The following is a 14,537-nucleotide window of genomic DNA, read 5'->3' as shown; positions in this document are numbered from 1 at the left end:
CCAGGGGAGGCATGATGAAACTTGGACTGCTCACCGCACCCTTCGCGGAGACGCCGCTTGGCGAGGTCGCCGGCTGGGCAAGCTCCGTCGGCTTCGAGGCGCTGGAAATCGCCTGCTGGCCGAAATCGTCGGGCGCCAGCCGCCGCTATGCCGGCACCAGCCACATCGACGCCGCCTCGACTTCCGCCGCGCAGGCCAGGGAGATCGTCGCCTCCCTGGCGGAGAAGAACCTCTCGGTCTCCGGCCTCGGCTACTATCCCAACCCGCTGCACCCCGACGCCGCCCACCGCGAGGCTGTCATCGGCCATCTGAAGAAGGTGATCGTGCTGGCCGCCAATATGGGCGTAACTGTCGTCAACACTTTCTGCGGTGGCGATGCCGCCAAGACCGTCGACGTCAACTGGCAGGAGGCGCTCAAGATCTGGCCCGAAATCGTCGCCCATGCGCGCGGCCATGGCGTCAAGCTCGCCTTCGAGAACTGCCCGATGATCTTCAGCTATGACGAGTGGCCGGGCGGGCACAACATCGCCTATTCGCCGCAGGTCTGGCGCCGCATCCTGGAAGCCTGGGGCGGCGATATCGGCATGAATTTCGACCCCTCGCACCTGGTCTGGCAGATGATCGACCAGGCCCGCTTCATCCGGGAATTCGGCCCCTACATGCTGCATGCCCACGCCAAGGACCTGATGATTGATCATGATGGACTCTACGAGCGCGGAATCCTCTCGGCTGGCATAGGCTGGCAGGTGCCGCGCATGCCGGGGCTCGGCGATGTCGACTGGAGCGGCTTCTTCTCCGGCCTCTACCGGGCCGGCTATGACGGACCCATCATCATCGAACACGAGGACAGGCGATTTGAAGGCAGCGACGATCAGGTGAAGCGGGGCTTTCTGCTTGCCCGCGACGTGCTGCGTCCGTTCGTGAAATGACGGCGCAAATACATGTCGCCCAAAGCGCGGAGGAGCGATTTTGGGACAACGACATGCACGGAACAAGCACAAGAACTTAAGGCGCGCCGCGTGAATCTCTTTCTGCGCGACGCGGTTTAACGGCTTGGAACTGAACTGAAAAACAATGTGGAGGAAGTCTGAAATGAAGAAATATCTGACCATGGTCCCGCTGCCCATCATCCCACTACTTGCCGGCGCGGCCTTCCTGGCCTCGGTGGGCGCCTCGTCCGCCGCGGGCAAATACACCATTGGCATCTCCAACACCGTGCAGGGCAATGGCTGGCGCGAGGAGATGGTCTGCGCCATGAAGGCGCAGGCACTGGCCTCCGGCGAGGTCGCCAAGCTCAACATCGCCCACCGCAACACCGATGCGGCCGGCCAGCTGGAAGACATCCGCAACCTGATCAGCGCCAAGGTCGACGCCATCGTCGTCAACCCGGCCGATCCGGCCGGCATCAAGGCGGGCCTCGAGGAAGCCACCAAGGCCGGCATCGTCGTCGTCGCCGTCGACCAGGCGGTCACCGAACCGTCGGCCTACATCATCTCCAACAACCAGGAGCAGTACGCCTATCTCGGCGCCAAATGGCTGTTCGGCCAGATGGGCGGCAAGGGCGAGGTGTTCTACATGCGCGGTGCCGCCGGCGCGTCTGCCGACAGCGACCGCGACAAGGGCTTCAAGAAGGCGCTGGCCGAATTCCCCGACGTGAAGGTCGCACAGGAAGTCTTCACCGGCTGGCAGCAGGACCAGGCCAAGCAGCAGATCCTTTCCTTCCTCTCGACGGGAACGCCGATCAACGGCATCTGGACCTCCGGCATCGACAACGTCATCGTCGACGCGCTGGTCGAGTCGCAGGCGCCGCTGGTGCCGATCGTCGGTGCCGACAATGCCGGCTTCGTCGGCCAGTTGAGCTCGGTCAAGGGCCTCGTCGGCGCCGCGGTCACCAACCCCGGTTCGATCGGCGGCGCTGGAGTGACGCTGGCGCTGCAGATCCTCGACGGCAAGAAGCCGGCACAGCAGACCGTGCTGGTCGAGCCGCAGCTGTGGGAGAACGCCACCGACGAAGGCAAAGCCAAGCTGAAGGCCGCGGCCGACCCCTCGCTGAGCCCCGAATGGCCGGTCTCGATCTCGATCCCGGACTGGACCACCTACACCAAGGACCAGATCGTAGCCTGCAAGGGCCCCGGCGAGTAAGTCTGGGCTTTCGCTAACGGCCGTCGGTCGGCGCCGCCCCTCACCTGCCTGCCGGCATCCTCTCCCCGTATAGAGACGGGGAGAGGGACGTCGTCGCCGGCGTTGCGGACAGCTTCTCTCTCCCCGTTTACGGGGAGAGATGTCCGGCAGGACAGTGAGGGGCGGCGCTGACATTCACAGTGATCCGAGCACGCAACCCGAGAACCACACGATTTGACCAGCAACCCGCTCCTCGACGCCACCGGCGTCGCCAAGAATTACGGCGCCGTTGCCGCGCTGCGCAACGCATCGCTTTCGGTGCTGCCGGGCGAGGTGCACGCGCTGATGGGCGCCAACGGCGCCGGCAAGTCGACGCTGGTGAAGATCCTGACCGGCGCTATTCCTGCCAATGCCGGGCGTATCCTGATCCGTGGCGAGGCCCGCGACATACGCTCGCCCGCCGCCGCCCGCCGCGCCGGCCTTTTACCCGTCTACCAGGAGCCGTCGCTGATCCCCGATCTCGACGTGCTGTCCAATCTCAGGCTGACCGGCACGCCGGTCGAGCCGTTCCGCGCCTGGGTGCGCGAACTCGGCATTCCCGATCTCGATATCCGCGACGCAGCCCGCGACATTCCGCTCGCCGTGCTGCGCGTGCTCGACCTGGCGCGTGCGCTGGCCGTCGAGCCCGACGTGCTGCTGCTCGACGAGATGACGGCGGCGCTGCCCGCCAACCTTGCCGAAAAGGTGCTGGAAGTGGTGCGCCGCCAGGGCGACAGCGGCCGCGCGGTGATCTTCATCTCGCATCGCTTCGTCGAGATCTCGGCGCTGTGCGACCGCGCCACCGTACTGCGCGACGGCGAGACCGTCGGCGTCGTCGACATCGTGCCCGGCGTCGAGGAAAAGATCGTCGAGCTGATGCTCGGCACACGCATCGTCAAGACCCATGTCGCCGCCCGCAGCGCCAGCCAGAAGGCCGCAGTTGCCCCTGCCCGCCCGCGGCTGGCGGTGCGCAATCTGCGCGTCGGAACCAAGCTCAACGACGTCTCTTTCGATCTCGCCGATGGCGAGGTCGCCGGCGTCGTCGCGCTTGAGGGCCAGGGCCAGGACGAGCTGTTCGCCGCTCTTGCCGGCTCGATCCGTCCATCGGGCGGCGCAATAGAGGTCGACGGCCAGCCGGCGAAATTCTCCCACCCGATCGACGCCATCCGCGCCGGCCTCGCCTATGTGCCAGGCGACCGCGCCGAGGCGCTGGCCATGCAGCGCTCGGTGCGCGAGAACATCGCGCTGCCCTTCAGCGCCGCCCTGCGCAATTGGGGGCCAATTGCCATGCGCCAGGAGCGCGCCAAGGTGGTCAGCGCCATCGAACGGCTGCAGATCGACACCCGCGCGCAAGGGGAAGTCCAGCGCCTGTCCGGCGGCAACCAGCAGAAGGTGACCATCGCCCGCTGGATCGCCGCCGACACACGGACCCTGCTGTGCTTCGACCCGACGCGCGGCATCGATGTCGGCACCAAGCAGGAGATCTACAAACTGCTGCGCGAGGTCGCCGGCCACGGCAAGTCCGTGTTGTTCTATACCTCCGAACTGGAGGAGGTGCAGCGTGTCTGCGACCGCGTCATCGTCATCTTCGGCGGCCGCGTCGTCGACATCTTCCCGGTCGAGGAGGCCGACGAGCCGGCGCTGATGCGCGCCGCCTACGGCCTGCCGCGCGGCGCCAAGGCCGACATCGGCATTTTGGCCGACCCCCACTCTTCTTCCCCGGAGAGCACGAGTTCCTCGGATTCGAACACGCCGGGGGCGACGCCATGAGCCACTTCCTGCGCCGCCAGGGCTGGGTCACCGGCCTGTTCGTCCTCTTCGTCGTCCTGTTCATCATCACAGGACTGATCCAGCCGGCCTATGGCAGCGGCGATTTCGGCTCGCTGGTGCGCGCCGTGCTGCCTTACGCCTTCGCCGTCGCCGCCCAGACCGTCGTCGTCATCGCCGGCGGCATCGACCTGTCGGTCGCCGCCATGATGGCGCTGACCAGCGTCACCGCTGCCTCGATGATGAACGGCGCCAGCGAAGAATACGCGCTGTTCGTGGTACCCTTCGTGCTCGCCATGGGTTTCGTGCTCGGCGCCATCAACGGAATGCTGATCGTCGTCACCCGAGTGCCCGACATCGTCGTCACACTGGCCACTTTGTTCGTGCTGCAAGGCGCTGCCCTTTTGGTGCTCGATGCGCCGGGCGGTGCGGCGGCCGAATGGCTGAAGGCGCTGATCTCGGGCACGGTGCCGATACCCGGCCTGCCCGACGGCATCGATGCCTGGCTGCCCAAGGCTTTGCTGCTGCTCATCGTCTGCCTCTGCATCATCTGGATACCGCTCAGGCGATCACGCCTCGGCCTCTCCATCTACGCCATCGGCTCGAGCGAACTGGCGGCGTTCCGCAGTGGCGTGCCGGTGGCACGCACCCGCATCATCGCTTATGCGCTGTCGGGCCTGTTCGCCGCTTTTGGCGGGCTGGCGCTGACCATGAGCACCGGCATCGGCGCGCCCATTCCCGGCCCCTATCTGCTCGCCAGCGTCGCGGCGGTGGTTCTCGGCGGCGTCGCACTCGGCGGCGGCAAGGGCGGCCTCCTCGGCCCCATCGTCGCCGTCTTCGTGCTGCGGCTGGTGCGCACCGACCTGACGCTGCTTGCCATCGACCCCAATGTCACCGCCATCATCGAAGGCGCCATCATGGTCGCCGTGGTGATGTTCGGCGCCTTCATCACCATGCGGAGCCGGCAGTCATGAGCGGGCATGAAATGGGGCGTCGTGGAGCACTCTCCCCTCCCGTCAACCGAACCAACATCGGGCGAAACCAATCGCGAGCACGAGCGTCATGAGCACAACCGCGATCTCTCCCCAACCTGTCCCCTTCGGCCGCCGCGTAAAGCGCTTCATGGCCGACCGGCCGCTGATCCCGCTGATCATCTTGCTCGTCATCCTGGTAGTGATCCTGCAGATCCTGCGCCCCGGCATCGTCAACGAGCGCTGGATCGCCAACACCATCAAATTCGCCATTCCCTTAGCGATCCTCGCCGGCTGCCAGACCATGACCATGCTGACCGGCGGCATCGACCTCTCGATCGGCACGGTGGCGACGATGAGTGCCTTCATCATGGCCACGCAAATCGTCAACCAGGACCCGGCGGTGGCCTTCGCGCTGGCGATGATGCCGGCCGTGCTGATCGGACTGGTCAACGGCATCGGCGTCGGCGTCTTCCGCGTCCACCCGCTGATCATGACGCTGGGCACCAGCCTGATCGGCACCGGCTGCCTGCAGGTCTACCAGCGCACGGTGATCGCGTCGGGCGCCAAAATCCCCGACTTCCTTGCCTGGCTCGGCACCGGCCTGACGTACGGCATCCCCAACGCGCTGCTGCTGTTCGTGCCGCTGGCCGCACTCATCGTCTTCACGCTCAGCCGCACCGGCTTCGGCCGCCTGCTCTACGCCGTCGGCGACAATGAGCGCGCGACCCGCCTCTCCGGCGTGCGATACTGGCAGGTCATCACGGCGCTCTACGTCATCTCCAGCGTGCTCGCCGGCATCACCGGCCTGCTCTATATCGGCCTGATCAAGGCCCCCTCCCTGTCGCTCGCCGAACCGCTGGTGCTGCCTTCGGTGGCCGCAGCGGTGATCGGCGGCACCTCGATCTTCGGCGGCCGCGGCGGCTACACCGGCACCATCATCGGCGCCCTGATCCTCACAGTGCTGACGACGCTTCTGACCATCCTGCAAATGCCGGAAGGGGCTAGGCGGATCTTGTTCGGGCTGATCGTGCTGTTCGTGACGGCGGCGTATTTGCGGATCGTGGAGGAGCGGTAGGGCGTGGGCGCGATACCGAATGTCCACGTCACGCCGCGTTTCGGCCACAGAGGCAAGAGGCAGCTTTGCGCCGACAACGGTCGCTGTCCCCCGGCATTTTCGAACAGCCATTCTCCGTCCCGAAAGGAGACCCTTCCTTCCAGCTTTGGGCCCGCATCGCAATCCGATGGTCGCAGTATACACCTGGATGTGAGGCAGTATGTGCGCCGACAGGTCAGCGATCTGCAATGGATCGAAAGACTCTTGGACGCTTATTTGCGCTCCAGCAGCTATAGCCGACTTTGTCTCACTCCCTTGGCAAGTAGATTTCGTCCAACGGGCGATTAGCTTAGCCGGCTTTGGCCGCCACTACAAAGAAATACAAGAGTGACACCAATCGGAACTCGTGCCTTTGTTGCTGGTCCAAGAGGCAAAAAGGGGACACTGGGATCGGCTTAAGCTAGGAAGATTCCAGCTTGCGGCCTAGCTAATTTACTGACATATTTATCTGTTTCCGAGTTTTGCACTATGGCAATTGGGGCAAAAAGATGGCCAAGGAATCTGCGAATGCCGCTTCTCCAGCAGTTAAAGCGGACGTAAATCTGATGGGTAATGCAGAGGGTAACGGGCTGAACTTCATGGCGGCCCAGGCTCGCGAGGGCGGAGGCTCCGGCGACGCTGTAGGTGTCGACAAGATACGCGATCTGCTGTTCGGCAACCAGATGCAGGACTATGACCGCCGGTTTTCCAAGCTTGAAGAACGGTTCTTGCAGCGTTTCAAGGATGTCGAATCCGAGGCCAAGCGCAATCTCGAAATGTACGAGTCAAATGCAAAGAAGCAGGTCGAATCGCTTGCGGCGCAATTGCGGAACGAAAAAGACGCACGAGCCGAGGCCGACAAGGAGATTGACCGGAACCTTCGCGAGCAAAATCAGGCGCTTGAAAAGCAGGTGCGTGCGTTGTCGGATCAATTGAGCGAGCTTGAGCGCGATGTTGCGGATCGGATGAATCGAAATGATCATTCGCTGCGTGAGGATATCAAGCAAAAGAATGAAACCGTTCAGATGATCATGGAGAAAATGTTCTCCGATCTCAGCAACGTCAAGACCGATCGAAATCTTTTGGCTGGCCTGTTTGTCGAGGTTGCAAAATGTCTGAATCAGGATCCCGTCGGTAACAAGAACAACTCGGAACGCAGCTGGAAAGTGAGTTGATCGGAATTTGACGTCAACCGTCGACCCAGTCAACCTTCCTCAAAGTACAGCCTCGAACGATACCGAGATTGATCGCGAGGCTCTGGCTAGGCTGTTGGTCGAAATTGCCCGGAACGTCGATCCAGACAATCATGCGCATTTCGACGTTCCAGCCGCCGATCATCGCATGGACACGCTTCGCGAGCTGCTGGTCGGCCGCGAAATTTCTGAGCTTTCACGCGTTACGCACCTGCTCGACGAACCCGAGCAGCTTGCGGCCGCAGTGGGGGACGTTCTCCCTAGCGCAGCCGCATCGGCGTCTCATTCGCAACTCGGCGAGGCCTTTGCGCCAGTTGTCGAGCGGGCCGTGCGACGGTCCATCCAGAAGAACCCGCGCACGCTGACGGATATATTATACCCGGTGTTTCTGCCGGCTATTCGCAAGTCGATCGGCGAAAAGATCGACCAGACCTTTCAGTCGCTGAATGAATCTTTGAGGCATATATTTACCTGGCATGGACTTAAGTGGAGATTTGAAGCTTGGAGGACCGGAACGAGCTTCTCAGAAGTTGTCCTTAAACACTCCCTATCCTATCAAGTAGAGCATGTCTTTCTCATTAACCGCAATTCCGGGCTTTTGATTACACATGTAGCCGCCGAAAATGCAACGAGCGAAGACCCTCAACTAATTTCTTCGATGCTTAGTGCAATTCAAGATTTTGTAAAAGACTCATTCAACGAGAAAGAACAGAGCGGACTGGACACTATTCGTTTCGGGGAGCTTCGTCTTTGGTCGGAAGTTGGACCGTTTGCGACCTTGGTTGCGGTGATCCGCGGAAATCCGCCAGAGGAATTACATGAAATAATTCGCGACGTACTGCTTCGCATCCACGATGAGAGCTCAGAAGCTCTAGAGCAGTTTGACGGCGACAGTTCGCAGTTGGCCGGCGTAGAGGCGCAGCTACAGACCTGTGTTGAACTGAAGCACGAGGATTCGAACGAGGGATTTCCGTGGCTGGTGGTGGCTGCAGTCCTGCTGGTTTTGGTACCGGCAGGCGGTTGGTTCTTTCTTTCCTGGCAAGCCGGGCAGCGCTGGCAGGCCTATGTGTCGCGACTAGAGACCCAGCCGGGCATCATCGTTGCGGAACACCAGATGCGCGGCGGCCAATTCTATATTGCCGGCCTGAGAGACCCGCTTGCCGCCGACCCCCAGTCGCTGTTGTCCGGAACGCAGGTCGATCCCGCTCGCGTTCATTCGCAGTGGCAATTCTATCAGAGCCTTGAGCCGGAGTTCGTGTTGAAGCGGCTGGCGGCGTCGTTGGCCCCGCCGGATACAGTACGACTTTCAATCGTCAACGGTCGCATCGTTGCCGAGGGTGAGGCTCCCGACACGTGGATCGACCGGGCACGGGCCGCCGCCCAACAACTTTCGGCAGGCGGGCCGGTCTTCGATATCTCCAAGGTTCGGGATGTGAGCCCCGAAGCACGCGCGGCGGAGCGCTGGCAGGCCTATGTGTCGCGGCTGGGGGCCCAACCGGGCATCATCGTTGCAGATCAGAAGATACGCGATGGCCAATTCTATATTGCCGGCCTGAGAGACCCGCTTGCCGCCGACCCGCAGTCGCTGTTGTCAGGAACGCAGGTCGATCCCGCCCGGGTTCATTCGCAGTGGCAATTCTATCAGAGCCTTGAGCCGGAGTTCGTGTTGAAGCGCCTGACGGCGTCGCTGGCTCCGCCGGATTCGGTACGACTTTCAATCGTCAATGATCGCATCGTTGCCGAGGGTGAGGCTCCCGACACTTGGATCGCCCGGGCGCAGGCCGCCGCCCAGCAGCTTTCGGCAGGCGGACCGGTCTTCGATATCTCCGGGGTTCGTGATGTTAGCCCCGAAGCACGCGAGGCGGAGCGCTGGCAGGCCTATGTGTCGCGACTGGAGACCCAGCCGGGCATCATCGTTTCAGAACAAAAGATACGCGGCGGCCAATTCTATATTGCCGGCCTCAGAGACCCGCTTGGCGCCGACCCGCTGTCGCTGTTGTCCGGAACGCAGGTCGATCCCGCCCGGGTTCATTCGCAGTGGCAATTCTATCAGAGCCTCGAGCCGGAGTTCGTTTTGAAGCGGCTGACAGCGTCGCTGTATCCGCCGGATACAGTACGACTTTCAATCGTCAACGGTCGCATCGTTGCCGAGGGTGAGGCTCCCGACACCTGGATAGATAAGGCACGCGCAGCAGCCCGACAGCTTTCGGCAGGCGGACCGGAATTCGACATCTCCAAGGTTCGTGATGTGAGCCCCGAAGCACGCGCGGCAGAGCACTGGCAATATTATGTGTCGCGACTTGAGGCCCAACCGGGAATCATAGTCGCCCAACAAACGGCGAGGGGTGGACATTTCTACATTTCCGGCCTGAGAGACCCGCTTGCCGCCGACCCGCAAGCTCTGCTGTCCGGAACGGAGGTTGATCCTGCCCGCGTTCATTCACAGTGGCAATTCTATCAGAGCCTTGATCCGAAGTTCGTGGTGAAGCGGCTGACGGCGTCGCTGACCCCGCCGAAATCGGTTCAGGTTTCGATCGTCCAGGGTCGCATCGTTGTCGTGGGTGAGGCTCCTGCCGCCTGGATCACTCGGGCGCAGGCCGCCTCCGAGCAACTTTCGGCGGACGGAGTGGTTCTGGATGTCTCGCAGCTGCGTGAGCTGAACCTTGCAGAACTTAATTATTTAAGAGAAGCCATACAGACGACCGATATTTTCTTCTCTTCCGGCAAAGTTGTGCCGGGGCCAGAGCAGGTGCCGGTTCTCGACAGGTTAGCGGATCAAATAAAGGAATTCGCCCAGAATGCCCGCAAGTCAGGCGTAACAGCGCGGTTCATGTTAACCGGGCATTCGGACGCCACTGGCCGTGAGACGGCCAACGCGTCGATCAGCGCCGCCCGCGCCGAGACAGTTCGCGCGCTTCTCAACAAGCGCGGCGTCCCTCCGGAACTGCTGCTGGTTCGAGGCGCGGGAACTTTTGAGCCGTTGGTGCCTGAAAATATTCAAACTGGTAGCTCCACCAATCGCCGGGTTTCGGTTACGGTAAACCTGGACTAGGGCGGGGCCCACGATGCTGCAAAAAAAGATCTGCATGTTGGGCGGGTTCGCTGTCGGAAAGACGAGCCTGGTGCGCAGGTTCGTGCAAAGCATCTTTTCGGAAACCTACTTGACCACGGTGGGAGTGAAAATCGACAAGAAGAGTGTCGTACTCCCGGATAAAACTGTGGATCTGATTTTGTGGGATTTGGCCGGCGAAGACGATATCGGCTCATTCCGCGTCAGCTATGTGCGAGGTGCGACCGGGCTCGTGCTTGTCGTCGATGGAACCCGCGCCGCTACCCTTGCCGTGGCGCTCACGCTGCGCGAGCGGGTCGAGGCCGAATTCGGGCCTATGCCGTTCGTGTTGCTGTTCAACAAATCCGATCTGGCCGATCGGTGGGCAATACCGGATAGTGAGATTGACGGACTGAGGCAACTTGGATGGCAAATCTATCTGACAAGCGCGCTTTCGGGTGAATGTGTCGATGATGCGTTTCGCCAGCTTGCTTCGATGGTCACCGAATAGACCATGCATGGATTGCCAAGAGAAGTCAGAAGCTGGATTTTCAACTTCTTCTACCGTGAGCACTCTGTCGCATATCTGAAAATTGACGCAGAGCTTTGCATAGCTGCGAAGGGCGGCAACCTTAAACATTACGGGCTCTCATCACTTCGCATTGGCAAACCAGTTAGCGACCAGCTTGAATTCATGGAAGGCTTGCTGCCTTGTACGGAGCTTCCATTTCATATGGCCATGGTCGAACTGCCCGGCGGGCGTGTCGCGGACCTTCATCTTTTTGCTGACGATGACTGCGTGTGGCTGCTCGTTCTTGACGCCACCGCCGAACGCGACAACAGGCAGCGGCTTCAACAGAAGGCTTATGAAATGACGCTCCTGCAAGAGAGGGAGCGTCAACTCAACGAGAAATTACGATCGACGAACGAGGCGTTGAGGGAGAGCCAGGAGGGATTGTCGCGTGAATACCAGCGCGCCGAAACCCTGCTTCTCAACATTCTTCCGGCGTCGATCGCGGAGCGGCTAAAGGCACACGAACAGATTGCGGACAACCACGCGGAGGTGAGTGTGCTTTTTGCCGACATCGTCGGTTTTACAGAAAGAGCGCGCAGCGTCGGAGCCGTGACGACGCTCGCTATCTTGAATTACTTCTTCAAGGTGGCGGATCAGCTCTCGGAACGATATGGCTGCGAAAAGATCAAGACAATCGGCGATTGTGTGATGGTGGTCGCTGGCTTGCCCGCCGCGCGATCCGATCATGCGGAAGCCCTTGCGCACTATGCACTTGAACTGCGCAAGGCGGGTCGGCGCGAACGCTTTGCAGGAGAACCGCTAAGACTGAGAATTGGAATTCACTCAGGACCAATCGTCGCCGGCGTCATAGGCAAAAGGCGGTTTGCCTATGACCTGTGGGGCGACACCGTCAATCTCGCCGCACGGATTCAAACGTCCGCCGAGCCCGATGAAATCCGTATTTCGGATGCAACTCACACACTGCTTGGACCAGATTTCGCTTGCGACCCACTCGAGGAAACGGAATTGCGGGGCACAGGTCGTGTGCGAATGTGGCGGCTCCGGGCCTGATTTGCCGCTTGTCCTGGGCGATTTCGTATTGTCCAAGTGCCAAGCCCACCCAGAAGACCACGCTCCGTGAACCACAAGAATGACAGTCACGGGCGCCTCTCTTTGCAAGCTTAAGTCGGGCTGCCATCAACTAGAACGGGGCCGCTCCCATATCTGAGACCGATAAGGTAGACTGCAGCATCGGAAAACGGCGATGCACCATTCGTTTGGACAATTCGAACTTGATGAAGCTGCCCGCAGATTGTCCCTTGAGGGCGTTGGGCAGAAAATCCAGCCGCTTGTCTTTGACTTGCTCGTGTACCTGGTTCGCAACGCAGGCAGAGTTGTACCCAAAGAGGAGTTGATGGACGCTCTTTGGCCGGATGTCATTGTGACAGAAGCTTCGCTTCAGCGGGTGGTTAGCCTTACACGCAAGGCGCTTGCAGCAGGCGGATTGCAGGACGCGATACACAGCTACGTCCGCCACGGCTATCGCTTCGCCATCGATGAGCCAGGATTGGGCTACGTGCGGCCTGCCACGTTCTCTGGGGACGACAACCTTGCGCAGGCCCGCAGACTGGCGGCGGCACGCGATTGGAGCGCGGCTGCAAAGCTCTTCGCAGGTCTTGCGGATCTTGAAGCTCTCTCTCCGGCGGATATCGATCTTTGGGCCTTGGTGGTTGAATGCGGAGGGCGGCCGACCGAGGCGATCCCTGTGCTGACCCGCGCCGTTGCTGCTCATATCGAGGCTGGAGATTCGCCGCGCGCGGCCAGATCCGCTGTGACACTGGCCAAGATCCAAGCCGAACGGGGAGCGGCTGCCGTTGCGGAGGGATGGCTGGAACGTGCTGCTTCGCTTCTTTCTCAGTCCAACGACGCGAGCACGGAATCGTATCTGCTGTGGATGAAGTCACGTCTTGCATCCTCAGCCGGCCGCCCGGAGGAAGCGCTTCGATTGGCTTCAGCCGCCCACTCGATAGCTGAACATTGCGATGACCCTGGCCTGCGAGCCCTGACGCTGACCTACAAGGGATTTTACAATCTGGCGCTTGGCAAGATCGAGGAGGGCAATGAGCAGCAAAACCATGCGGCGGCGATCGCGTTGTCGAGTCAGGTGGACCCGATCACCGGTAGCTTGGTCTATTGCAACATCCTCTGGAGTTGCAGGACCTTCGCCGATTGGTCGCGTGCTCGCCAGTGGAGTGAAGGTTTTGAAAGCTGGTGCACCGCAAGCTTTGCCCAAACATCGGGAGCCTGTGACCTTCATCGTGCCGAAGTGGTTGCGGCGCAACAGATTTTGCCTGAGGCCCTGGCTTGCATAAATGAGGCGCTTCCTAAACTTTCTGCAGAGGAATCTTGGTCGCTTGGCGAGGGCTTTCGGGTCCGTGGCGATATTTTCGCCATGATCGGCGATCTCGCGTCGGCGCGAGCTGACTACGATCAGGCCTATGCACTCGGCTGGGATGCGGAACCGGGCAATGCCTTGCTATTGTTTGAAACCGGCGACTTGGAAGGTGCGCTCGCTGCAATTGACCGTGTCTTACAAGGGGCGTCATGGTTCCATCTTCAGCGGCGTGGAAACCTGTTGGTCAATGCAGCCTGCATTGCAGCACGCGGCGGACGCTCGAACCAAGCATCAATCTATCTCGCCGAAATCGATGCACAGCCACAACGCTGGCGACAACCGGCGACGCAGGCGCTGATAGCCGAAACAAAGGCTGCACTCTGCAAGCCAGACGACCCGAATAAAAATCGCCTTCTGCTATTGGCCCGGCAACTCTGGACAAGCGCCGGCGTCGATTATCATGCGGCGAGGATTCGCCTGCAGTTGGCAAGAGCTCTGCTCAGCTCGGGCGACGTCAGCGGCGCGAAAGTAGAGATCACAGCCGCAGAAAGATCGGCCCTTCACCTGGGATCACAGCGCCTAAACGAAGAAGCCGCACTGCTTCGCCACAGCCTTTTGCCCGATAACCAATCGCTCATCGATGGTCCCAAGCAAGAGCTCATTACCTGAAAGCCGCTCGCTTGCCTGCTGCAATGAGCTACGGTCTTCCCGACCGAGCTAGGGCGAAGATCAGCCAAGGATAAGGTTGAGATAAGGACGGTCAGTCCCCTCAGGAGGTAATTTTTCCCTGTCATGCAGACACGCATGGCAATCAGCAGCGCCGATGAGTTGGCGCGATAGCGAAAGGGAAAATCATGAACCTCTATGTCATCCGTCGCCCTAGCGCTTGGGCATCTCTGCAGGAACTCGAAGCCGCCGGCGCGAAATCAGCAAAGGTCGCCAAGGAACAGATGCCGGGCCAGGTCCGCTGGATCCGCAGTTACGTGGTGAATGAACCCGATGGGCGCATCGGCACCTTCTGCATCTACGAAGCGAAAGACGGCGAGGCCATCCGGGATCACGCCAAGCGCGTCGGCATGCCGGGGGAGGAATTCTACCCGGTGGCCGACACCGTCATCCTTCAAAATGATCCGATTTCAACAGCGGCCGCCTGACGGAGTCCAGTTGCTGCCTCACGTCATCAGCCTGGGGCAGCATCACGCAACCAACAGGCAATGAACAGACGGCGCGTGGAGGCGGCCTGCCCGCATACCAGCGCCGCGAATCCCACCGAATGGAGAAAACGATGTTTCACTACCTCAAGCATGTTTCGATTGGGCTGAAGGTCCGCAGAACCGAGAGGGCTTTGCGCGCTCTGCCCGACCATATCCTGAAAGACATAGGCCTTCGACG

At 61.0% G+C, this 14,537-nt stretch carries 12 protein-coding genes; 11 read left to right on the top strand and 1 reads right to left on the bottom strand.

Going from position 1 to position 14,537, the window contains the following annotated elements; all coding sequences use genetic code 11:
• The first annotated feature begins 14 nt into the window (after positions 1-14).
• The 11 genes from AC1DZU_RS33650 (at position 15) to AC1DZU_RS33600 (ending at position 14,299) form a co-directional block, all read left to right on the top strand.
• Positions 15-929 carry a sugar phosphate isomerase/epimerase family protein gene (locus tag AC1DZU_RS33650; protein ID WP_477291524.1) on the top strand — a complete coding sequence of 305 codons (915 nt, stop codon included), beginning with the start codon at positions 15-17 and terminating at the stop codon, positions 927-929.
• Between the two features lie 163 nt (positions 930-1,092).
• A complete protein-coding gene (locus tag AC1DZU_RS33645) occupies positions 1,093-2,142 on the top strand; it encodes an ABC transporter substrate-binding protein (RefSeq protein ID WP_477291522.1) in 1,050 nt (349 codons plus the stop codon).
• A gap of 213 nt (positions 2,143-2,355) precedes the next feature.
• Positions 2,356-3,930 carry a sugar ABC transporter ATP-binding protein gene (locus AC1DZU_RS33640; RefSeq protein WP_477291520.1) on the top strand — a complete coding sequence of 525 codons (1,575 nt, stop codon included), beginning with the start codon at positions 2,356-2,358 and terminating at the stop codon, positions 3,928-3,930.
• Positions 3,927-4,901: an ABC transporter permease gene (locus tag AC1DZU_RS33635; protein ID WP_477291518.1), complete on the top strand. Its 975-nt coding sequence runs from the start codon at positions 3,927-3,929 to the stop codon at positions 4,899-4,901. The genes AC1DZU_RS33640 and AC1DZU_RS33635 overlap by 4 nt, the downstream gene beginning before the upstream one ends.
• Positions 4,902-4,989: 88 nt before the next feature.
• The gene (locus AC1DZU_RS33630; protein WP_457153784.1) at positions 4,990-5,976 is read left to right on the top strand and encodes an ABC transporter permease; all 987 of its coding nucleotides are present in this window, start codon (positions 4,990-4,992) and stop codon (positions 5,974-5,976) included.
• Positions 5,977-6,503: 527 nt separating this feature from the next.
• Positions 6,504-7,169: a hypothetical protein gene (locus AC1DZU_RS33625; RefSeq protein ID WP_095091773.1), complete on the top strand. Its 666-nt coding sequence runs from the start codon at positions 6,504-6,506 to the stop codon at positions 7,167-7,169.
• A 94-nt stretch (positions 7,170-7,263) separates the two neighbouring features.
• The gene (locus AC1DZU_RS33620) at positions 7,264-10,239 is read left to right on the top strand and encodes an OmpA family protein (RefSeq protein WP_477291515.1); all 2,976 of its coding nucleotides are present in this window, start codon (positions 7,264-7,266) and stop codon (positions 10,237-10,239) included.
• 13 nt (positions 10,240-10,252) lie between these two features.
• Entirely contained in the window at positions 10,253-10,747 is a 495-nt protein-coding gene (locus tag AC1DZU_RS33615) for a Rab family GTPase (protein ID WP_095091295.1), read from the top strand.
• Positions 10,748-10,750: 3 nt separating this feature from the next.
• Positions 10,751-11,821: an adenylate/guanylate cyclase domain-containing protein gene (locus AC1DZU_RS33610; protein ID WP_477291513.1), complete on the top strand. Its 1,071-nt coding sequence runs from the start codon at positions 10,751-10,753 to the stop codon at positions 11,819-11,821.
• Positions 11,822-12,014: 193 nt separating this feature from the next.
• Positions 12,015-13,814 (top strand): winged helix-turn-helix domain-containing protein, encoded by a 1,800-nt coding sequence (locus AC1DZU_RS33605; RefSeq protein ID WP_477291511.1) that lies wholly within the window; start codon positions 12,015-12,017, stop codon positions 13,812-13,814.
• Positions 13,815-13,999: 185 nt separating this feature from the next.
• Positions 14,000-14,299: a DUF4242 domain-containing protein gene (locus AC1DZU_RS33600; protein WP_477291509.1), complete on the top strand. Its 300-nt coding sequence runs from the start codon at positions 14,000-14,002 to the stop codon at positions 14,297-14,299.
• Positions 14,300-14,325: 26 nt separating this feature from the next.
• On the opposite strand, the gene AC1DZU_RS33595 is transcribed toward AC1DZU_RS33600, so the two are convergent.
• A partial coding sequence (locus tag AC1DZU_RS33595; RefSeq protein WP_477291507.1) for a hypothetical protein occupies positions 14,326-14,537 on the bottom strand: 212 nt, incomplete at its 5' end.

This window comes from Mesorhizobium sp. P2_A12 (genome assembly GCF_056405075.1).
Note: the sequence above shows the minus strand (reverse complement) of the source record. Positions and strands in the feature narration are given on the sequence as shown.

Bases quoted from the DNA above. Each gene is read 5' to 3' on its own strand.
- AC1DZU_RS33650 (WP_477291524.1), top strand. From the start codon at position 15: ATGAAACTTGGACTGCTCACCGCACCCTTCGCGGAGACGCCGCTTGGC.
- AC1DZU_RS33645 (WP_477291522.1), top strand. From the start codon at position 1,093: ATGAAGAAATATCTGACCATGGTCCCGCTGCCCATCATCCCACTACTT.
- AC1DZU_RS33635 (WP_477291518.1), top strand. From the start codon at position 3,927: ATGAGCCACTTCCTGCGCCGCCAGGGCTGGGTCACCGGCCTGTTCGTC.
- AC1DZU_RS33630 (WP_457153784.1), top strand. From the start codon at position 4,990: ATGAGCACAACCGCGATCTCTCCCCAACCTGTCCCCTTCGGCCGCCGC.
- AC1DZU_RS33625 (WP_095091773.1), top strand. From the start codon at position 6,504: ATGGCCAAGGAATCTGCGAATGCCGCTTCTCCAGCAGTTAAAGCGGAC.
- AC1DZU_RS33615 (WP_095091295.1), top strand. From the start codon at position 10,253: ATGCTGCAAAAAAAGATCTGCATGTTGGGCGGGTTCGCTGTCGGAAAG.
- AC1DZU_RS33610 (WP_477291513.1), top strand. From the start codon at position 10,751: ATGCATGGATTGCCAAGAGAAGTCAGAAGCTGGATTTTCAACTTCTTC.
- AC1DZU_RS33605 (WP_477291511.1), top strand. From the start codon at position 12,015: ATGCACCATTCGTTTGGACAATTCGAACTTGATGAAGCTGCCCGCAGA.
- AC1DZU_RS33600 (WP_477291509.1), top strand. From the start codon at position 14,000: ATGAACCTCTATGTCATCCGTCGCCCTAGCGCTTGGGCATCTCTGCAG.